The organism is Enterococcus sp. DIV2453a, from assembly GCF_050533535.1.
Taxonomy (GTDB): Bacteria; Bacillota; Bacilli; order Lactobacillales; family Enterococcaceae; genus Enterococcus; species Enterococcus faecalis.
In genome coordinates this window covers 2,506,180-2,526,370 of record NZ_CP172899.1, presented here as the reverse complement: position 1 = coordinate 2,526,370, position 20,191 = coordinate 2,506,180, and the positions used below count along the sequence as shown (strand labels likewise).

The following is a 20,191-nucleotide window of genomic DNA, read 5'->3' as shown; positions in this document are numbered from 1 at the left end:
ACAAGTGGATTTAAATTTTTACATTATAGAGGATAATTACTTTCATAAAAAAGAACTAACAAAATTGCTACGAACATTTGGTAGCAAAGAGAGTGTTCTTCATGAGGAAGTAGATATTTATAATTTTGAACAATTGATTAGTGAAAAAAAACTAAGTGAAAAAGATGTCTTCTTTTTTGATATTGATTTTAATGACTCTGTGACAGGAATTGATTTGGCAGAGAAACTAAGAAATAAGAATGTTGAGTGTCAAATTGTTTTTTATACAGCAAATTCAGCAAATAGCCTAGAAATTATTTGCCGTAATATTTTGCCGATTGGGATGCTAGTAAAAGGCGATCCTCAATTAGGGGAACATCTACAACAAGTATTAAAAAAAATTCAGCAGACCATTTATCAGAAGAATGGTGAACCTTTGATTTTTCAATTAAGTGGGCAAACCATTAGGATTAACAAAGAGGAAATTAAATTTGTAGAAACAAATAAAGAAGTTAGAAACTGGGTTACATTTAAGCTATTGACAGGGGAAAAGATGATTCATATGACCATGAAAGAACTTAAAAAAATCATGGTGGAAAAAAACTTTTATAAAGAACTACGCTCGTACATTATTAATTTTAATCTGATTAATGAAATTGATAAGAAAAACGAAACAATTATTTTTGCAGATGGACAAGCGTTGTATTTGGGTACAAAGATTATTAATAAACTAGCAAAAGCATATACTGATTGGAGTTCAAAAATTTAATGATGATTGAAAAATAACAGTATTTTCTGCAGCAACTATTGTTGTGTTAAAAAACTTGTGATGATAGTAGCTTATTAACAACTGCTTATTATCACAAAAGGTGCTTTTTGTTTGAATGGTCGTCAAATGTGTGTGAATGGCTAACACGTGTTGAAAAAAAATGAATATAATAAAATTATCAAGTTGTTAAAGAAACTTTTAAACAATCATGATAATTATTTGAAAAAATGTTAAAAGGGGAACTAGTAAAATGAAGAAAAGAATGTTAGCAACAGCATTTGCTGCTACAGCGATTTTAGGCGCGAGTGTGGCACCAGCAGCAGTACACGCAAATACAACAGGAACGTCTCCTGCACAAATTGAATTTAGAGAAGGAACATTACCTGGTGGTGGCGGTGGTGACAATGGTACTGATGGCCCAGGGGATGGCAACAATGATGGTGATAATGAAGGTGGTTCTTTAACAAGCTTTGATTTACTTTATGTACCAAGAGCATTTAATTTTGCTGCGACACAAATCGGTTCTGATTTAACGGCAGGAATTGCGATTGACCCAAGTATTGAAGCAGAACAAACAGCCACGCCTCCATTAACAGGAACGAATACCTTAGTAAAACGTTTCGGTGTTGGTGATGTTCGTGGTACAAATGAAGGTTGGCATGTAACAGCGAATGTTGCTGAAATGAAAAATGGTTCTGATGCATTAGTCGGCGAAATTCAATTTAAGCAAACAGGTGCATATGCAAAATACAATGGAACTTCATATGAACGTGAAGTAGCAGGTTTCGATACAGATTTGGCAGCACCGACTTTTGCAGGTACGAGTATTCCTGTAGGTGGCGATGCAGTGACGATTGCTAATGCAGACAAAGGTCAAGGGCAAGGTACTTGGGATTCAGAATTGTCAGATATTAAATTATCTATCCAAACACCAGCCTCACAAATCAAAGCTGGTACCTATACTGGGAAAATTAATTGGACACTTGTTTCAGGACCTTCAGCATAAAAAAGGTTTATAAAAATAAAAAGGTTGATTCTAGTTACATTAAATAAATCGTTAAGAGGGCTGCATAAAAGGAGCAGCTCTCTTAACTAGTTTTTTAGTTATCCAAGGAGAGAAACAATGATGAAGAGAAATTGTTGGTGTACAATGGCTGTCTTTTTTTTTATTATTGGAAGCGTTTGTTTTGCTCAAAGAGTACAAGCTGAAGAAAATATGACAACGAAGTTCACTGTGAATCCTATTTTACCAAAGAATCAAGTAGCAGCGACGCAATCCTATTATGATTTAATCGTTACCAATGGTCAAACACAAAAGTTGGAGCTAGCTTTGATTAATAAGACAAATGAAGAATTGACTGTTGATTTAGCGATAGCAAATGCAACCACCAATGTAAATGGTTTAATTGTTTACAATGATTTAAAGACAAAACCTGATAGAAGCATGGAAAATCCATTAACTTCACTCATTTACTTACCAAATAAACAAGTGAAGATCCCCGCTAAACAAACAGTATTAGCACAAATGTTTATGGAAATCCCTTCAAAAGGATTAAAAGGCGTGGTTTTAGGAGGTATTTATGCAACGCTTGCCTCTGAGAAAGAAGAGGCTAGGACAGTAACTGGTTTGACAAGTCGTTATGGATTTAATGTGGCGATTACGCTTCGCAGTTCAGAAAAAGTACCGATGTATCTAGCAGAAACTCTTCAATTAACAACAGTCGTACCCAAAATTGAACGAGGGAGTAAAACAGTTCAAGCGGTAATTCAAAATCCAACCGCAGCTATTTTCCCAGAGGTATCTTTAGAAGGGCAAATTACAAAAAAAGGTGAATCTAAAAAAATTGCCAAACGAGTGTTATCAATTGTTCGTTTTGCACCAAATACTGTTATGAACTTTAACATAGACCTTGGGAAAAAAAATCTCCAGCCAGGCACATATGTTTTTGAAGGAACAGCTCGACTGAAAGCGGATGAAAATCAAGGTTGGCACTTTAAACGAGAATTTAAGATTACTAATCAGCAAGCGAAAGCATTAAATAAGGAAGCCAGTATTAAACTTGTTTTACCTAAGTGGTGGATACCGACTTTTTATGGTTTATTGGCTATCACAGTGATTGCAATCATTTTAGCGATAAAAATGTCATTTAATCAGTATCTGTTGCTAAAACAATTAGATTAATAGAAGAAAAAAACGAAGAGTCAAAAGGAGAGCGCGATGAAACAAAAAAATAAGAAGCAATTATATAAGCGAGTGCTTATGTCATTTTGCATTGGGTGTAGCTTGTTAGCGATGAGTATTGTTCCTAAATCTGTTTTAGCAGAATCAGTTGGTTCGACGGATGTCGGAATCACCTTTTATAAAAGTGAACAAGGACAAGGGGTAAAAGAGAATCCTCAACGTGAGGGACGAGAGGAACTAACGATTCCTCCTAAAAATCAGGCAAACATAGAGACCGATAATCAACATTTACCAAAAACAGGGGAAATAATGAATAATTGGTATTATCTTTTAGGGAGTATTGTACTTGTTTATAGTGGGATTCATTTGTGGAAAAAGAAGCGAGGTCAACAAAATGAAACAAAATAAATTGAAACAATTGGCAACATTAGGAATCTGTTGTTCATTATTAGTGAATTCATTAATAGGCATCACGGCAACTGCAGAAACATTAACAAGCGAAAGTAATCAGACGGATGGGACAGCAGTAGAACCGGCAACAAATACAGGGACGACAGAAACAGGGGGAAAAGAAGAATCAAAAGATTTACAAGCAATTAAAGAAAACGATTCTGAAGCACAAAAAATCTTAAAAGAAGACAGTCAAGAGAATACAACACAACAATCAGAAACTACTTCTTCCATCTCAGAATCAGATAACTGGAAACAAATCACTGAAAAATTTATCGATGAAAAGGGTACGGCAATTACGCCGCCAACTGGCTTCACTCAAAATCAGAAAGTACCAATCACAGACAATAATTTTATCTTCACAGAAAGTAGAACATTGCCAGAAACATATGCAGCAGATGGTAAAAATTATGTCTTTAAAGGATGGTACAAAGGCACCAATCAAACAAAAATGGAAACAACTCCAAAACCAAGCTATGCAGTCACGTATAATGATCAAGATGACTTAACAGTAGTTTACGAAGAGGCAGTAACTAAAACATACACATTTCCAACAAAAGAAATCCAATTTGGCTATGTAGACGAAGCAGGTAATTTACTTAATCCAGCAGATTTTACAGTAGAAGCTGAGCTAGGTGAAAATGATGAAACACAAGCTACTGTTTTATCAAAAGTTTATGGAACAGATGTTGCGGAGACTAAATTAAAAAAATTAACGATTCCTGGAAAGTCTTATGAATTACCAGATATGTCTGTTAAAACATATGGTACTCGCTATGTAAATCATACAATTCCTAGATACTACCGACTCATGGCGATTACGCCAACTGCAACTTACACTGGCGATAAGACAAAATATCCTGTGCCAAACGCAGTTCGTCAAAATATTGAAAATACTCAGGTGATTTCTACAACACCAGGAACAGAGAGTTACTACTTATCCACTAACGGCATTGTTTTTGGTACACGTCGTAATTATTGGTCATGGGATACCACTAAAACATCATACGCAATGGGTATTTACTCAGGAATAGCGGGAGAAAATTATAATTTATCTTCACCATCAGGTACGATTTACTATTATTTAGAAAACCGCAGAGTAACCGAAAATTTTGTAGATGCTTCTGGTACTAAAATTATGCCACCAACTGGTTTTACCCAAGGAAAGAAAACAGTGATAGATACTGATAACTTTGTGTACACTAGCGATAAAGCTTTACCAGATTTATACACTTCTGGCGGAAAAACTTATAAGTTCAAAGGTTGGTACAAAGGGACGGATCAAACAAATTTAGAAACGACCAAAACCCCAAGCTATGCAATTACGTATAATAATAAAGACGATTTGACAGTTGTCTATGAAGAGGTTCAACCTACTGCAACATTAACAGTTGACCGCTTGTATGAAGTTATTGATAATGGTAATTCAATGGATTGGACAACAAAATTAACAAATACAAGTGAAGCTACTCTAACAAATATTAAGTTAGCGCCAACAGCAAACTGGGATTCAGGGATTTTGTATCCAAGCCAATTAAGTGTAAAAGTTAATGATGGGTCATATAAAAATATTTCTGTGACAGCAGAACAATGGCAAGCTGGCGTGGATTTAGATATTGAAATTCCTGCAAAAGGTGAAGCAACCATTCAATTATCTACTGAGAAAATTACGGGAAATCCAAACCAAGTTTTAACTGCTGAAATGACAGCCACAGGAAACTTTACTGCTGTGACAGCAAGTAACTTTGTCCGTATTCAAGGGGAAGATCAAATCATTACACCGACACCAACGGAGGAAGGCTTCATTAGTACGCCAGAATTTGACTTTGGGTCAGCTGCTATTAGTACCAGCACACAGCAATATGGACTGAAAAAAGCAGACGATTATTATGCAAATGGCACGCGTAATCCATATCTAAGATTGAAAAAAAGTCAACCTGATTGGTCTTTAACGGCACAATTTTCTCAACCAATATCAGCAAATAATCAACTATCGAATAATACTCGTTTATTATTAGGAACAGCTAATGTTTTAGAGATTGAGAGCTACAACCAATCAGTGGAAACCATGAATAAAGTAGGGACAACAGCCAATTTGACTTTAGTAGCAGATGGTACAGCTACAAACGTCATTGCCAATAAACAGTTTACAGGAAGTGATATTTTTCAACTAGACTTTGATTTTTCTGACATAAAATTAGAAGTGCCAGCCAATCAAGGGAAAGTTAACGAAAATTATCAAGGGATTGTTACTTGGAATTTAGTAACTGGTCCATAGAGAAGAAGGAAACGAAAACGTGAATACTATGATTTGGCTTTGGCTTAGTATTGGCAATGGTCTCATTTGTTTCATCTTTTTTTTAATCTTATTATTGAAAAATATCTCATTTGTTCATAACGCGAGAACGAAGCAATCGATGCTTGCTCAAACGGGGTATAGTTGGTTCTTATTAATTCTCGGTATTACTTGGTTTGTTTTGGCATTACTGCTCAATTTTGAGCTTCAAATTCAAGCCAGCATTTAGTACCTGAAAAAAACACTGCCTATCAACATATAGAATAATTTTAACATCATTTTGAGGGATTACCCTAGTGGTTCTTCGGCCCCACACTTCTAGACATTGGTAAAGTTATTTGGTTGATGGTATAATTTTTAAACATAAAGCACTCACTTCCTTTCTGATTTAATTTAATACAGGGATGAGTGCTTTTTGTGTACCCTAAAATCAAGTAAAAAGAACGAAGCTGATATAAAAGGGCTTAGCTCTGAGAACCAAGTAGGTACTGTTCGGCACTCTCAAAGGCTAAACTGCGACGAGTGTTCACATGAGAAAGCCAATAAGAAGGAGTTTCCGAAAATTGTCATAAAACACAACGAGGAACGAGTTGATGTTGCATCATGATACACTAAACGCCGTTTCGTTCGCATCAATTTCTTTGTATGGAACATGCTAAGATTGAAGGACTGGGTGTTTTTTTATTTTGGGAGAATTTCAACTTATTTCTTACTTTTGTCCCATCTTTCAGAAAGTATAGAGCTAACAAAAAACGTTAGTTGCCGCTTTTTTTATTCATTTAATTTTAAATATATGCATAAAATGTATCTGAAAATATTGTAATCTGGCCATTTTTTTGCAATTATAGAGGTATATACATATTAGGAGCGGAGGAATCAGCATGAGCGGAACGCACGATACAAAACAAGCAATCGCTTCAGCTTTAATAGAATTATGTGAACAAAAGGATTTTCGTAAAATAAGTGTCCAAGATATTACCAAAAAAGTGGGCTTGAATCGCCAAACATTTTATTATCACTTTACAGATAAATATGATTTATTACGTTGGATTTATCGTCACGATGCATTGATTTACTTGGAAACAGATATTTGTTTGGAAAACTGGGAGGAACAAGCCCTGAAGTTATTAAAAGCGATTAAAGAGAAGAGTCATTTTTACTATACAACAGTGACCTCAGATTCAGAAGTTCTTCTTAATGTTTTTTCCGCTTCGACCAATCGCTTATTTATTTCATTATTTGAACAAGTCGATGTTGAGAACCATTTAACAGATAAAGACAAACAATTTTATGCGAATTTCTTTTCTTATGGATGTAGCGGCGTCTTAACGAAATGGATTCTTGAGGAATATCCTCAGACTCCTTTGGAAATGGCGACGCAATTATTCCGTTTAGCGAAAGATACAGAATTTATGGCTTATCATTTGTATGAACAAGAAGCCAATGAGTAATGTGTGAAGGATAAAAAGTTTTATGAAGGAGTGAAACGTTGTGGTAACTGTGTTATTTGTTTGTTTAGGCAATATTTGTCGCTCGCCAATGGCAGAAGCGATTTTTCGTCAGAAAGTCCAACAAGCTGGTTTAGAATCGACTATTCAAGTATTTTCAGCAGCTACTAGTCACTGGGAAGTTGGCAGTCAGCCACATAAGGGAACCAGAAAAATTTTGGAGCAACAAGGAATTTCCTATCAAGGAATGCGGGCAACACAAATCCAGCCAAGTGATTTTAAAAAATATGACTATATCATTGGGATGGATGCGAATAATGTGGCAGATTTAAAAGCATTAGCTCCTCAAGAAGAGCAACGGCGGATTCATTTATTTATGGAAGTTGTGGCTGGTAAAGAAACCATGGACGTACCTGATCCTTATTATACTGGTGATTTTGAGGAAACTTACCGCTTAGTGGAAGCAGGTACCTCAGAATGGTTGAAAAAAATAAAAGCACAGCTGAAAGATTAGGACTATAGTCCGATAGTACTTTCTGTTTCCCCTTGGTACAATAGTGTTAACAAATTGTTCAGGGAAAAAGAGACAGGAGGGAAGTAAGATGAACAGTAGTTATTTATCCTATGTTTTTGAATTGAGTTTGTATTATTTATTGTTGATAATGAGTCTGCCGCTAGTGTATGCTGTCACGTATCATTTATCTTTTAGTAGTATGTATACAAGTGAATGGTTAATGATCTCTGTCTTCTTATCTCCGTTAGTTTTATTGTTTGCAGGTATCCGTTATGGTTTTGCTCGTCTGAAACAGCAAGAACGTCAAGCGATGAAATAAAGCAAAAAATCCTTGAAAAGTGTCAAAACTTTTCAAGGATTTTTTTATTAAGCCACCCAATCGGCTAAGGTTTTTTGCTCCAATTGGAAAGCCTTCAACATATCGTCGTTGGCGTCTTTAATAGGCGTCGTTGCTGCTAATGTTCCTTGAACAGCAATTCGCGTCGTTGCTTGTAAATCGCCACAGGTAATTAAGGTAATCATATTTTGACCAGGAACGTCATCAATTAACTCAACACGAGTTGGTTCGATTTTTTCTACACAAGTTATTTTGTATGTATAAACAGTAGATAAATCAGTGATATAAATGAGTTCGTCTTTTTTGGTTCTTTCTAAAGGTGAAAATAAGGAAACACCATCTTCCGTTCGATGACTAGCCAAGGCATAATTGTTTTTCCCCATGACTTGATCTTCTTTCATGGTCCCCGCACCAGTTAATAAAGCGACATTTGACAATCCTTTAAAAATGGGCAAATTAATTTCGACACTTGGTATCGCAATGGCACCAATCACAGGTAAGTTTTTGTTTTCAAATTGGGCTTTCATCACCGCTTCTGTGCTCAAGGACTCAACTGAATCAAAGTCAAACGTTGTTTCACGAGCCATATTTTTCTTCACATCAGCTGGTTTCAACTTGCTAACGGCGTACGAGCGGCTATTTTGTTGAACCACCCAACTGCGTATCTGATTGTTAAAAATTAAGGCCAAGCCAATGATAAATAGTAAAACTAATAAGCTGTTGATTAACCAATTTTTTCCTCTTTTTTTCTCTTTTGGGCGCATATTCTCCCTCCTTTTAATGTATCAAGTTTACCACAATTTATTTGAAAAACCTATTTATTTTCTTTGGGGAATAGGTAAGCAGACCGGACCTTGATTTAATAAAAAACAACTGAATCGATTGATTTTTCAAAAAAATCCTCATTTTGTAATGGAATTTTAAAGTAAAAGAAACAAGCTTTTCTTTTGAAAATATTGTAAAATGGTAAGGAGGCTAGTAGAGGGGAGATGGGAATTTGCTTGATTTAATTTATGTACATATAGATGTAACCAGCAATGCGGTTTTATCTAAAGGAATTACCCATTCCGATTTTGTTCGTTCAATTGTGCATCATCCACAGAACTTACTATTATTAGATCCTTCTGCCGAAGCTGGCGAATACGATATGCATTCAGGTTTGAAAATTATTCGTGGAGAAGAAAGCGTCAATCGCTATTTTCAATCGCTACAACGTCGTTGGATGACTGAAGAAATTAAATGGATTGACTTTTCCGATGTGACGATGCTAAAAGAGCTAACGCCATTAGAAATTTCGGAACTTCTTTATTTTGGACACATGAAGAATAGTTTGCATTCGCCTTTCTTTTATAAGCTACAAAATGATTTTGTCTTTTTTGAATTTGCAGATCAGATGACGCGTGTCTATTATCGTTATATTGATGAATTTTATCGAATCTTTGCTGATAAAATTACACGTGTTGTTTTAGAGAAAGTGAATCAGAAAAAGGCCTTCTTTAAACGAAATACGCCTGTCGAAAAATTAAGTCCTGAATTACTTAAAAATATGAAAGGTATCTTGCAAGAAGGTGTTATTTTTTGCTTCCAACAAACAGAAGTGGATAAAGAAGAATATCGGATTCCTATTTACTTGGTGGAAGATTCACTTAGCAAGATGAAAAATACGTCATACCAAAAAGAAGAAATTTTGGCAACGCTTGTCTATAATAGTGAAAAACGCATTTGGCACATTGAACAAGAGAATGATTTCGGTGAAATTTTTATGTTAGCCCATGAAGGCTGAGAGAGCTCTAACTTTATCAACTAAAGTAGGGCTCTTTTTGTAGCTATGATTTGAATGAGAAATCAAGTATAATAAAATGATAAAAAGGAAAGAAGGTTGTTTAATGAAAAAAATACTCTATGGCGCTCTGACTGGCTTGGCACTCTTTTTGGTAGCTGGCTGTACACCCAAAACGCCTACTGCTGTTTCATCAACAAATGAACAAAAAGAAACAGCAATATCAACTAGTGAAATAAGTTCATCCGTACAACAAGAAGCAACGACGACATCAGAGAAGACAAGCGCGGTAGCTGTCTCTTTAGAAAAAGTAACGACAGCATTTGAGAAAAAATATCCAGAAGCTAAAATAACAAGTCTGCAGTTAGATACAGATTTTGGCCGTTATTTTTATGAAATAGAAGGCGTGGATCAGCAAAAAGAATATCAAGTTGAAGTGAACGCAGAAACAGGCGAATTCACAAAAGAAAAAGTCGAAACCTTGGATGCCGATGAACAAAATGGCGTTAAAATGCAAGAAGAGGCACTTGATTTAACAAAGATCATTTCCAGAGAACAAGCCACAACCTTGGCTGAAAAAGAAGCGAAAGTCGGCCAGGCAACAGATTGGAAGTTAGAGAAAGAATTAGGAATCACCTATTGGGAAGTGAAAGTGAAAGAGGGCCAACAAAAAATAGAGGTAAAAATCGATGCTCATTCTGGTAAAATTTTGACAACTGAGCGGGACGATTAATGGATAAACAGTAGCTGGCATGCGTTTGAGTAGGAGTTGATTCCCTTAAATGCTGATCAGCTATTTTTTTGCTTGTTCGACAAACGTGTTTTTCTAAAGTCCCTATGGTAAAATAACGATGTATTAGTGGTTGAGAGCGTCAGAACATAGGAGGAAATTTGTTTGGCTAGAAAAATGGATTTACGTATTTGGGTAGAAGGAACAGTCGTCGCAGCAATGGCAATGGCCCTCTCTTTTTTACCGATTGAATTTGCCAATAGTGGCTTGGACCTATCGTTGGGAATGGTCCCATTAGTTCTTTATTCGTTTCGTCGTGGGTTGCTTCCTGGAGTTGCAGCAGGCTTTGTTTGGGGCATGTTAAATATTATTCTCGGTACAGCCATGAAAAATTTCTTGTCCGTTCCACAGATTATTTTTGAATATCCCTTTGCTTTTGCGTTTGGAGGAATGGGTGGCGTATTCGCTAGAAAAATTCAACTGTATTTTCAAGCGAATCGTTTAAAATCAGCCATTCGTACGATTATTTTAGGAAGTGTTGTCGCAGTCTTCGCCCGCTGGTTTTGGCATTTTTGGGCGGGTGTATTGGTTTGGGGCATGTATGCACCAGAAGGGATGAGCCCATATCTCTATTCCTTTGTTCTAAACGGTACAAGTACTGTCGTCAATTGTTTGTATGTAAGTCTAGTTCTAGGCTTATTGGCAAAAGTAGCACCGCAATTATTTGTTCCTAAGAAATAAGTTGAGTCCTAAGTCAGAAGTTTCATGGGATTTTGACTAAAGTCATAAATAAAAGAAACCACCAACCTGCAATCGCCAGGGTTGGTGGTTTCCATTTATTTTATAAAGACTTCAATATTCTAGTGAATTTGACGTTGGTGACGATTGGCTAACGTGCTGACTTTCATGACAGAAGCAACAGGAATCATGCGCAACTGTTGTTCATCCGTTTGTAAACGAACGACGATATTGTCCGAAATATTTTTTGAGACAATCCAGCCGATCACCGTTTCGAATTTATGCGCTGTAGGGACTTCTTTCAATTGTAAGACCACTAAGGATTTTTGGGCGGCAGCGACTTGGAGCTCTTGTAAAAGCGCACTGCGTTCCTTTTCTTTATTCTTTTGATCTTGAGAATCTTCTAAAAATGCCGAAAAGAAATGTTGGGAAGAGAGCGTAATCAGTTTAGAAATGCTCTTGATGGTAGCTTTATGTTGATCCATTCTTCTGCCTCCTTTACGAATAAAATAGAATAAAACTCAAATGACTAATTACCTGTATTTTACCTAATTTTGTGATAAAATTCAAGAAAATATGTTCGCCTTCAATAATTATGAGAATTTACCAACGTTTCTGTTTTTCGAAAAAGAAAGTAGTATAATGTGTGAGCGTATAAGAAATACATAAGATTATCGGATGTAGTCAATAGATAGAAAAGGATGAATAGTATGTCAAAAAAACCATCAGGTTACCAAAAAAAAGTTCTCACGGTGTTGTTGGTATCGTTTGGCTTTGGCGGGTTGTTAGCGCAGTTTTCGCCGATGAAATCAGGTGGGTTTTCAAGTTGGTTTGATGATTCATATGTCAAAGCTAGTGCTGAATCAAGTAAAACAAAAGAACCAGCACCAGTTAAAATTGAGAAAAAAGTCAAACCTTTAAGCTATGGACAACAGGTCAATCAAGAAATTGAAAAGAAGCAATATAATGGACATCTGGATTTGCCGTTAGAATTGCAGACAGATGCTAAATGGAAAGACACCGCATACGGATTTGGCAATGTGGATAAGCCGAATACAATCGAAATTAATGGCTGTGCGATTGTGTCGCTTGCAATGGTTGGTTCATACATGGATCACCAAGAAGTTACCCCTCTGGATGTGTTAGCTTGGGCAAAAAATGACTTCTTTATGGAAGGACAAGGGACGGCGTGGTCTATTTTTAGTGCATATGCTGAAATGAAAGGCTATAACTGTCAAGAAATTGGGGATATTGAAACAGTGGCAGCTTTCTTGAAGGAAGGTCATCCAGTCATTATTTCTGTAAAACCGGGCTATTTCACTACAACTGGCCACATTATGGTGATGAGTGGTGTGGATGAAAAAGGCGATTTCTGGATTAATGATCCAAACGATTCAGAAGAAAAGGGCCATTCAAAACGGACATTTACAGCCGAAGAAGTGATGAATGAAGCGTTAAACTTCTGGGCATTTTATTAGGAATAAGAAAAGGTGTGGAACAACAGGCAGTACCCTTTGTTCGCATCTTTTTTAGCAAATAAAAGGAGGCAGGACAATGGAGCGATGTACTTGGGCAACGGATACAACTGAAGAGATGCAAGCCTATCATGATGATGAATGGGGACGTCCAGTTCATGAAGAGCAACAGTTATTTGAGTTATTGACCTTGGAAAGTATGCAAGCAGGCTTAAGCTGGGCGATTATTTTGAATAAACGAGAAACGCTTAGAGCAGCTTATGATGCGTTTGATTATCGGAAAATTGCGCGATATGATGAGGAAAAAATTTTAGCTTTACTAGCAAATCCTGGTGTGATTCGTCATCGTTTAAAAATTCAAGCGACCATCACGAATGCGCAAGTTTTTCAAGAAGTTCAGGCAGAATTTGGCTCCTTTGATCGCTACCTCTGGAACTTTGTCGATCAGCAACCAATCGTTAATCACTGGCAGCACCCAGAAGAGGTTCCAGCCTCCACGGAATTATCGCAACAGATTAGTCGAGCGTTAAAAAAACGAGGATTTAAATTTTTAGGTGCCACGACAGTCTATTCCTTTTTACAGGCGGCGGGATTGGTGAATGATCATTTAGAAACGTGTCAGTATAAATAAGTATAGAAGAATTAAAAAGGAAGGAACTAGCAAAACGAATGGCTAGTTCCTTCCTTTTTTTGCAGTGATTATGGACACTCATTTAACATCGTTGAAACAGTTTTCGCCAACTTTTCTATTAAGAATAGTGCAGGTAGTTGGGACGTCACGTCTGCAATGGAACTTTTCTCGGTTGTTATATAGTAGGGGATTGTGACTGTTGAAAGTTGAGCAATCGTGCTTTTTTCACTATTTGTAATGGCAATTACATCAATCCCCATTTCGATAAAATAATCAATATTTTGCCGAACTTTTTGTGTTTCACCCGAAACTGATAAGGCGATAACGCCCACTTTTTTAGCCGTTTCTTCGGATAATTTGCTAACGGGATGGGAAAAAAGGTGTGATACAGAAGCAGATAAATTATAGATACTGGAAAAATAAATTTCACCAAATTCAGCTAGGACTTTGGACGTTCCTTCGCCAATAAAAAGAACAAATTCTTTTTTTGCCAGTAATTCCGCAGCTTGAACAATCCGTCCTTCTAATAATTCTTCTGATGAGCGTTGCAAAAAATGAATCAGCATTGTTTCATCTAAAGATTTTGGTTGGGCTGTTTTTTTTCGTTCGCTTAGATAATTCTTCAATTTAAATTTAAAATCTGTATAGCCTTCACACTCGAATTTTTGACAAAAACGCCAGATTGCCGTTTTACTGAAATGAATTTCATCTGCTAATTCTCGAATTGTCATATAAGGAACTTTTTCAATATTGTGGCTAATATACTTGTAAATCTCTAATTCTGTTGGATTTAATTGTGGATCATAGGTTAAAAACAGCATGCTGATCCCTCCTGTCATTTGTGAACGTAATGTCCTTTTTTAGGGACATGGTCTTATTTGTAGATTATAGCACTCAATCAGAAAACTAGCTATAAAAAACGGCGCTACTTAGCTACAATCAATTAGAGAAACAACTAAAAATTCATGAAACAGAAGAGAGAGTGGGGAAAAATGAGCAATAAAAAATTAATTATCAACGCTGATGATTTTGGTTACACGCCAGCGGTAACGCAAGGAATCATTGAAGCACACAAACGTGGTGTGGTTACTTCAACAACTGCATTACCAACTTCTCCTTATTTTTTAGAGGCCATGGAGAGTGCTCGAATCAGTGCGCCGACTTTAGCTATCGGTGTCCATTTAACATTGACATTGAACCAAGCAAAACCTATTTTACCTCGAGAAATGGTTCCTTCCTTAGTAGATGAAGCTGGTTATTTTTGGCATCAATCGATTTTTGAAGAAAAAGTCAATTTAGAAGAGGTTTATAACGAATGGGATGCTCAAATTATTTCATTTATGAAAAGTGGCAGACGCCCTGATCATATTGATTCTCATCATAACGTTCATGGAAAAAATGAAAAGTTATTAGGTGTGGCTTTGGCACTTGCTCGCAAATATCAATTACCTTTACGTAACGCTTCAAGAAGTATTGAAACAAAAGACTATTTAGAGTTATATCAGGATGTTCGCACGCCAGATGAAATGTTGTACCAATTTTATGACAAGGTGATTTCAACTGAAACCATCTTGCAATTGCTTGATATGGTTGTTTGTAGTGAAGGAGAGGTCTTTGAAATCAATTGTCATCCTGCGTTTATCGATACTATTTTACAAAAGCAATCAGGGTATTGTATGCCTCGAATTCGTGAAGTGGAAATATTAACGTCTCAAGAAGTCAAAGAAGCGATTGAAGAACGCGGCATCTTGTTAGCCAATTATGAATCGCTAGCAATGTAAATCAAAGAAGCGTGAATAGCGTGTGAGTAAGTTCTTAATCTGAGCGCTTACTTACACGCTAAATTATTGAAAGAAAGAGGACGTACATGAGTAAAGAACAACCAATAAATCTGAATATCAGCGATTTTTTTAAAGTTTTCGCTGTAGCATCAGTTATTTTACAAACGGTTTTATCATACGTGTTGATACATTCTCCGCAAACGGAAGCAATGAATTCAATCGGTAGTTTTTACCGAATGTCTAAATATTCGGCACCCATGTTTATTTTTGCAATTATTTACAACATGGTGTTAAAGAGTCAAGCTGAATCGTATCTTGAATTTTTAAAGGAAAAATTTTATGAATTGGTGCTTCCTTATGTGGTATGGTCCAGTCTCTATCTATATGCTTTTCCTAGTTTACAACAACGAATGCCCTATGAAAGGCCCCTAGGATTTCTAGGAAAAGTTCTCAGTGGTGATGGCGCGGCACATCTATGGTATGCCGTAATGATGTTGCAATTCCAATTATTTATGCCGTATTTTATTTGGTTGGCAACCAGAATTACAAAAAACAAAAAAGTGATTTTACCAATTGTCTTTTTTACAATCGGTGCGCATATCCTTTGGTGCTTCTGGTACCAGAAAATGATTTTTCCATATGCAGAAACTTCTCTTTGGTACTTAATAGATCGTTCAGGGCTTAGTTATCTCATTTATGGTATTTTCGGGGTCATCGCAGCGAAGTATCAAGGGGCAATTTTTACTTTCTTGAAAAAGACGAGAGTGGTGCTATTTCTGTTGTTTCTGTTTATTTTTTGGCAGGCAGTCCAAGGGAATTTATTTGATGGAACACAGATGACACCGAACGATCTACCTTATTTGGATCTTCTTCAAAGTGCCTATAGTTTACTGATTATCGGGTTGGTTTTTTATTTGGGAACACAAGGAATAGCCAAAAAGATTCGTCTTTTACCAATGGTTAAATGGATAGCCACTTATGCGTATCGCAGTTATTTAGCGAATGTTTTTGTTTTTCAAGTGGTCTTGAAACTGGTCCATCCGTTTTTAACCAATCAACCAGTCAGCTTGGTTATTCTTGTGTTGTATATGGGTACATTTGTTGGCTCATTTGGGTTAACGGTTGTAATCGAGCATTTTTTCAAAAGCATATTTAAGTTGGGACGCCTTGTATCTGTATAGGGACATGTTCTTAAATAGAAATCATCGTCCAAAATCATGGGAAAGCATACTCAATTGTTACAAGAATTGTTACACTCTTTGAGGAATAAGTTCTGCTTATCCAATTAAATAGTAAGCTCAGTAAATAGTTAGGGGAGAAAGAATAAATGATAGGTCTTATTTTAACGGGACATGGGGTATTTTCAACTGGAATGCATCAATCAGTTAGTATGATTGCAGGAGAGCAAGCAAATGTTCAGGCGGTCCCTTTTTTCAATGATACAGGGCTTGATGTATTAGAGTCAAACATTCGTAAAGCCGTTGACTCTATGCTGGAGACGTGTCCAGCAGTGGTCATTTTAACTGATCTTTTAGGGGGTACACCGTTTAGAATTTCAATGACTGTCGCAAGTAATTATCAAAATGTTGAAGTGTTAGCAGGAACAAATTTACCGATGGTTCTTGAAGGGCTTGCATTACGCACAATCAGCACGAACGTAGAAGATTTTGTTTCAATGGTCACAGATTCAGCCAGAGACGGGATTGTTCATAAAAAACTAGAACAACCACAAGCAAATACTCAAGAAGAAGCAGACGGAATCTAACCAATTAGAAAAGAGGAGGAAGCACTATGCCGAATATTTTATTAACAAGAATTGATAATCGCTTGATTCATGGTCAAGTCGCAACACAATGGAACGGTTCTTTAGGCGCCAACTTAATTTTAGTCGCAAATGATGCAATTTCTGAGGATACAATGCGCCAACAATTGTTAAACATGGCGGCCCCTGCAGAAGTACAAACCCGTTTTTTCTCCATTAAGAAAACGATTGAGGTCATTCATAAAGCCTCAGAAAGACAAAAGATTTTTCTGTTAGTTGATAATCCTGTTGATGCATTGCGCTTGGTAGAAGGTGGTGTGCCAATCGAAAAATTAAACATTGGTAATATGCATATGGAAGAAGGCAAAAAACAAGTAGCTACCGCTGTTGCGGTTAATAAAACAGATGTAGACGCCTTTAAAAAGCTACAAGAATTAGGTGTTAAACTTTCGATTCAACGTGTCCCGTCAACGCCAGAAGAAAGTTTAGATGCATTATTTTCATAAAAAAGTAATGTTGGACAATAATTTTGAAGAGAAGAAGTGGGAAGAATGATTATTCAAAGTAAAAACGTATGGATTAACGAACAATTTCAACCAGCTCAAGTTGAAGTGTCAGAACAACGAATTGTTGCAATTCTACCGTACAATGAAAAAGCTGTCGACAAAGAATACGGAGAAAATCGCATTCTTCCAGGATTTATTGATATTCATGATCATGGTTGGCATGGTGGGGATGCCAATCATGCCAATCATGAATTTATCAAAGAGTGGCAAGCTTACCTTCCAGAAGAAGGGATTACAGCTTTTTTACCAACAACGTCAACCACATTTCCAAAAGACTTGGAACATTCATTTGAAGTGATTGGTTCATTTATTGAGGAAGACCAAGGAACCAACGGGGCACAAATCTTAGGGATTCATGCGGAAGGCCCAATGATTTCTGAAGAATTTCGTGGCTCTCATAATCCAGAGTTATTAGTAAAACCATCCGTTGAGACATTTAAAAAATGGCAAGAGTTAGCAAAAGGGCACATAAAATTAATGACGTTGGCACCAGAAAATGATGTAGAGAATACCTTAACTACATATTGTCATGAACATGATGTAGTCATTTCAATTGGCCATACGGCTGCGACCTATGAACAAGCAATGGCAGCTGTCGAAGCAGGTGCAAAAAGTTTTACCCATACGTTTAATGGGATGGAAGATATCAGTCACCGGAAACCAACCGCAGTAGTTGCTGCTTTGGATAGTGAAGAAACGTTTGCTGAAATTATTGCTGATGGGGTACATGTTGATTATTCATTAGTACGTGTGTTAGCCAAACTAAAAGGCAAGGACTATTTAATTGCTGTGACAGATTCTATCTGGGCCAAAGGATGTCAACCAGGCGTTTATCCAAAACCAGAAAAAGGGATCGAAATGGTTATTGATGAACAAAATGTGGTCCGTTTAGCCAATGGCAAGTTAGCTGGAAGTACGAACCATTTAAATAATATGGTTCGCAACCTTGTTGAAAAAGCATTACTTCCAGAAGTGATTGCAATTAATTCAGTCACGAAAAATCCAGCTCGTTTGTTGAATGTGAACGAATCTATGGGAGAAATCAAACTAGGGCTTTTAGGTAATTTTACAATTATTGATGAGAAATACGAAGTGCTAGAAACCTTAGTAAATGGTGAAACAGTTTATAAAAAGTAGACGAAGTCTAATAGGAGGAAAAAAATGTTAGTACAGGCAATTTTGGTAGGAATTTGGGCTGGGATAGCAGGGGTTGATAAGCTTGTCTTACAGACACATATTCATCGTCCGATTGTTACAGGGCTGATTGTTGGTTTAGTATTGGGAGATGTCAACACAGGGTTAATCACTGGGGCAACGCTAGAGTTAGTTTGGATTGGTGCAGTAGCAATCGGCGGTGCGCAACCACCCAACGTAGTAATTGGGGGAGTTATTGGAACAGCGTTAGCAATTATCACAAAATCTGACCCACAAGTGACCGTAGGGTTGGCTGTTCCTTTCGCAGTTGCAGCGCAAGCGTTAATTACCTTGTTATATACAGCGATGTCACCAATTATGCATAAATTTGATGCTTATGCAAAAAAAGCAGATACAAGAGGCATCGAAAGAATGTCTAGTTTTTTACCAATCGTTTTATTCATTTGTTATTTTTTTGTAGTATTTTTATGTATTTTCTTTGGTGCTGATAAAGCATCTAGTTTCATTTCTATTCTACCCGAATGGAGTATTCATGGCTTGAGCGTTGCAGGTGGTATGATGCCAGCAGTAGGTTTCGCCATGTTATTAAAAACGATGTGGGAAACATCCTACGCGCCGTTCTTTATTTTTGGTTTTGTTATGGCTGCCTATCTAGGATTAGATACATTAGCGGTTGCAGGTTTAGCTGTCGCAATTGCTTTATATGAATTTTACGCACAAAGAAATAATACAGTCACTGCATCAAATAATAATGGAGGGTTTGAAGAAGATGGCATCTGAAGAAACATATAATGATACGATATCCGAAAAAGTAATAACAAAAAAAGAGTTAAAAAAAATAATGTTCCGTTCGTATCTGCTACAATCTTCATTTAATTATGAAAGAATGCAAGCAGGCGGCTGGACCTACTCATTAATTCCAGGATTGAAAAAGATTCATCGTGATAAAGAAGACTTAGCTCTTTCTTTGGAAAATCATTTACAATTTATGAACACGAATCCACAATTGGTGACGTTCATGCATGGTGTGATTATTGCAATGGAAGAGTCAAAAGAATCACCAAAATCCATTCAAGCGATTAAAACAGCGTTGATGGGCCCGTTAGGCGGAATTGGGGATGCGCTATTTTATTTAACCGTTTTGCCGATTGCAGCAGCGATTGGTTCACAACTATCATTAGAAGGCAATATCTTAGGACCAATTGTTTTCTTGTTGTTATTTAATATTCCGTATATGGCTGCCAAAATTGGGTTAATTAATCTAGGTTATAAAATGGGTGTCAAAGCAATTTCAGTTTTAAGCGAAAGTACTAAAAAATTATCTCGTTCAGCAACAATTGTAGGAATTTCCGTGGTGGGCGCGTTGATTCCGAAGAGTGTACAATTAACGACAACTTTTGTTTTTCGCTTGAAAGACACTAAGTTAGACCTTCAAACACAATTGTTTGATACAATCATGCCCAATTTATTACCTTTAGTGTTTACGCTGTTTTGTTTTATTATGTTGAAAAAAGGACGTACGCCGATTGCTTTAATTATTTTTACTGTGATTTTTGGGTTGTTAGGTTCTTTAATCGGGATTATATAAAAAAGATTTG

General features: G+C 36.6%; 23 protein-coding genes and 1 pseudogene. 21 read left to right on the top strand and 3 right to left on the bottom strand.

Annotated features, from left to right (window positions below):
- Positions 1-4 precede the first annotated feature (4 nt).
- The 9 genes and pseudogenes from IGK03_RS12245 (at position 5) to IGK03_RS12205 (ending at position 7,957) form a co-directional block, all read left to right on the top strand.
- Positions 5-748 carry a LytR/AlgR family response regulator transcription factor gene (locus tag IGK03_RS12245; protein WP_192211689.1) on the top strand — a complete coding sequence of 248 codons (744 nt, stop codon included), beginning with the start codon at positions 5-7 and terminating at the stop codon, positions 746-748.
- Between the two features lie 250 nt (positions 749-998).
- Complete coding sequence (locus IGK03_RS12240; protein WP_430602355.1) at positions 999-1,754, top strand: WxL domain-containing protein; 756 nt, start codon at positions 999-1,001, stop codon at positions 1,752-1,754.
- A gap of 120 nt (positions 1,755-1,874) precedes the next feature.
- Positions 1,875-2,930: a DUF916 and DUF3324 domain-containing protein gene (locus tag IGK03_RS12235; protein ID WP_430602608.1), complete on the top strand. Its 1,056-nt coding sequence runs from the start codon at positions 1,875-1,877 to the stop codon at positions 2,928-2,930.
- A gap of 36 nt (positions 2,931-2,966) precedes the next feature.
- Positions 2,967-3,338, top strand: coding sequence for an LPXTG cell wall anchor domain-containing protein (locus tag IGK03_RS12230; protein ID WP_192211692.1), 372 nt, complete (start codon positions 2,967-2,969; stop codon positions 3,336-3,338).
- A gap of 295 nt (positions 3,339-3,633) precedes the next feature.
- Positions 3,634-5,658 (top strand): annotated as a pseudogene (locus IGK03_RS12225) (WxL domain-containing protein); the annotation flags it as partial.
- 19 nt (positions 5,659-5,677) lie between these two features.
- Entirely contained in the window at positions 5,678-5,905 is a 228-nt protein-coding gene (locus IGK03_RS12220; protein ID WP_192211694.1) for a hypothetical protein, read from the top strand.
- Positions 5,906-6,557: 652 nt separating this feature from the next.
- A complete protein-coding gene (locus tag IGK03_RS12215) occupies positions 6,558-7,127 on the top strand; it encodes a TetR/AcrR family transcriptional regulator (RefSeq protein ID WP_002354991.1) in 570 nt (189 codons plus the stop codon).
- Positions 7,128-7,167: 40 nt separating this feature from the next.
- The gene (locus tag IGK03_RS12210) at positions 7,168-7,638 is read left to right on the top strand and encodes a low molecular weight protein-tyrosine-phosphatase (RefSeq protein WP_002378799.1); all 471 of its coding nucleotides are present in this window, start codon (positions 7,168-7,170) and stop codon (positions 7,636-7,638) included.
- A gap of 88 nt (positions 7,639-7,726) precedes the next feature.
- On the top strand, positions 7,727-7,957 hold the full coding sequence (locus IGK03_RS12205) for a hypothetical protein (RefSeq protein WP_002383277.1): 231 nt from the start codon (positions 7,727-7,729) through the stop codon (positions 7,955-7,957).
- A 47-nt stretch (positions 7,958-8,004) separates the two neighbouring features.
- On the opposite strand, the gene IGK03_RS12200 is transcribed toward IGK03_RS12205, so the two are convergent.
- Positions 8,005-8,739 carry a class A sortase gene (locus IGK03_RS12200; protein WP_430602353.1) on the bottom strand — a complete coding sequence of 245 codons (735 nt, stop codon included), beginning with the start codon at positions 8,737-8,739 and terminating at the stop codon, positions 8,005-8,007.
- Between the two features lie 233 nt (positions 8,740-8,972).
- Between IGK03_RS12200 and IGK03_RS12195 the strand changes: the two genes are divergently transcribed.
- The 3 genes from IGK03_RS12195 to thiT all read left to right on the top strand — a co-directional run bounded on the left by IGK03_RS12195 (position 8,973) and on the right by thiT (position 11,226).
- Entirely contained in the window at positions 8,973-9,758 is a 786-nt protein-coding gene (locus IGK03_RS12195; protein ID WP_002354996.1) for a hypothetical protein, read from the top strand.
- Positions 9,759-9,834: 76 nt separating this feature from the next.
- Positions 9,835-10,488 carry a PepSY domain-containing protein gene (locus tag IGK03_RS12190; protein ID WP_033625185.1) on the top strand — a complete coding sequence of 218 codons (654 nt, stop codon included), beginning with the start codon at positions 9,835-9,837 and terminating at the stop codon, positions 10,486-10,488.
- 162 nt (positions 10,489-10,650) lie between these two features.
- On the top strand, positions 10,651-11,226 hold the full coding sequence (gene thiT, locus IGK03_RS12185) for an energy-coupled thiamine transporter ThiT (RefSeq protein WP_002354998.1): 576 nt from the start codon (positions 10,651-10,653) through the stop codon (positions 11,224-11,226).
- A 119-nt stretch (positions 11,227-11,345) separates the two neighbouring features.
- Here thiT and IGK03_RS12180 read toward each other — a convergent pair whose 3' ends face one another.
- Entirely contained in the window at positions 11,346-11,708 is a 363-nt protein-coding gene (locus tag IGK03_RS12180; protein ID WP_002354999.1) for a hypothetical protein, read from the bottom strand.
- 216 nt (positions 11,709-11,924) lie between these two features.
- On the opposite strand from IGK03_RS12180, the gene IGK03_RS12175 reads away from it, so the two are divergent.
- Both IGK03_RS12175 and IGK03_RS12170 read left to right on the top strand, forming a co-directional pair.
- Entirely contained in the window at positions 11,925-12,701 is a 777-nt protein-coding gene (locus IGK03_RS12175) for a peptidase C39 family protein (protein WP_002355000.1), read from the top strand.
- A gap of 76 nt (positions 12,702-12,777) precedes the next feature.
- The gene (locus IGK03_RS12170) at positions 12,778-13,329 is read left to right on the top strand and encodes a DNA-3-methyladenine glycosylase I (RefSeq protein ID WP_002400471.1); all 552 of its coding nucleotides are present in this window, start codon (positions 12,778-12,780) and stop codon (positions 13,327-13,329) included.
- A gap of 68 nt (positions 13,330-13,397) precedes the next feature.
- Here IGK03_RS12170 and IGK03_RS12165 read toward each other — a convergent pair whose 3' ends face one another.
- Positions 13,398-14,150: a MurR/RpiR family transcriptional regulator gene (locus IGK03_RS12165; RefSeq protein ID WP_002365331.1), complete on the bottom strand. Its 753-nt coding sequence runs from the start codon at positions 14,148-14,150 to the stop codon at positions 13,398-13,400.
- Between the two features lie 144 nt (positions 14,151-14,294).
- Between IGK03_RS12165 and IGK03_RS12160 the strand changes: the two genes are divergently transcribed.
- From IGK03_RS12160 to IGK03_RS12130, 7 genes are all read left to right on the top strand, one after another.
- Positions 14,295-15,110 carry a carbohydrate deacetylase gene (locus IGK03_RS12160; RefSeq protein ID WP_174116500.1) on the top strand — a complete coding sequence of 272 codons (816 nt, stop codon included), beginning with the start codon at positions 14,295-14,297 and terminating at the stop codon, positions 15,108-15,110.
- Between the two features lie 86 nt (positions 15,111-15,196).
- On the top strand, positions 15,197-16,291 hold the full coding sequence (locus tag IGK03_RS12155; protein WP_202520398.1) for an acyltransferase family protein: 1,095 nt from the start codon (positions 15,197-15,199) through the stop codon (positions 16,289-16,291).
- A gap of 146 nt (positions 16,292-16,437) precedes the next feature.
- On the top strand, positions 16,438-16,875 hold the full coding sequence (locus tag IGK03_RS12150) for a PTS sugar transporter subunit IIA (protein WP_002365328.1): 438 nt from the start codon (positions 16,438-16,440) through the stop codon (positions 16,873-16,875).
- 26 nt (positions 16,876-16,901) lie between these two features.
- Positions 16,902-17,378 carry a PTS N-acetylgalactosamine transporter subunit IIB gene (gene agaV, locus IGK03_RS12145; protein WP_002355007.1) on the top strand — a complete coding sequence of 159 codons (477 nt, stop codon included), beginning with the start codon at positions 16,902-16,904 and terminating at the stop codon, positions 17,376-17,378.
- A 45-nt stretch (positions 17,379-17,423) separates the two neighbouring features.
- Entirely contained in the window at positions 17,424-18,575 is a 1,152-nt protein-coding gene (gene nagA, locus IGK03_RS12140; RefSeq protein ID WP_033625182.1) for an N-acetylglucosamine-6-phosphate deacetylase, read from the top strand.
- A gap of 24 nt (positions 18,576-18,599) precedes the next feature.
- Positions 18,600-19,373 carry a PTS N-acetylgalactosamine transporter subunit IIC gene (agaW, locus tag IGK03_RS12135; RefSeq protein ID WP_010713739.1) on the top strand — a complete coding sequence of 258 codons (774 nt, stop codon included), beginning with the start codon at positions 18,600-18,602 and terminating at the stop codon, positions 19,371-19,373.
- Positions 19,345-20,181, top strand: a complete 837-nt coding sequence (locus tag IGK03_RS12130; RefSeq protein WP_002396861.1) for a PTS system mannose/fructose/sorbose family transporter subunit IID — start codon at positions 19,345-19,347, stop codon at positions 20,179-20,181. The genes agaW and IGK03_RS12130 overlap by 29 nt, the downstream gene beginning before the upstream one ends.
- Positions 20,182-20,191: the final 10 nt, after the last annotated feature.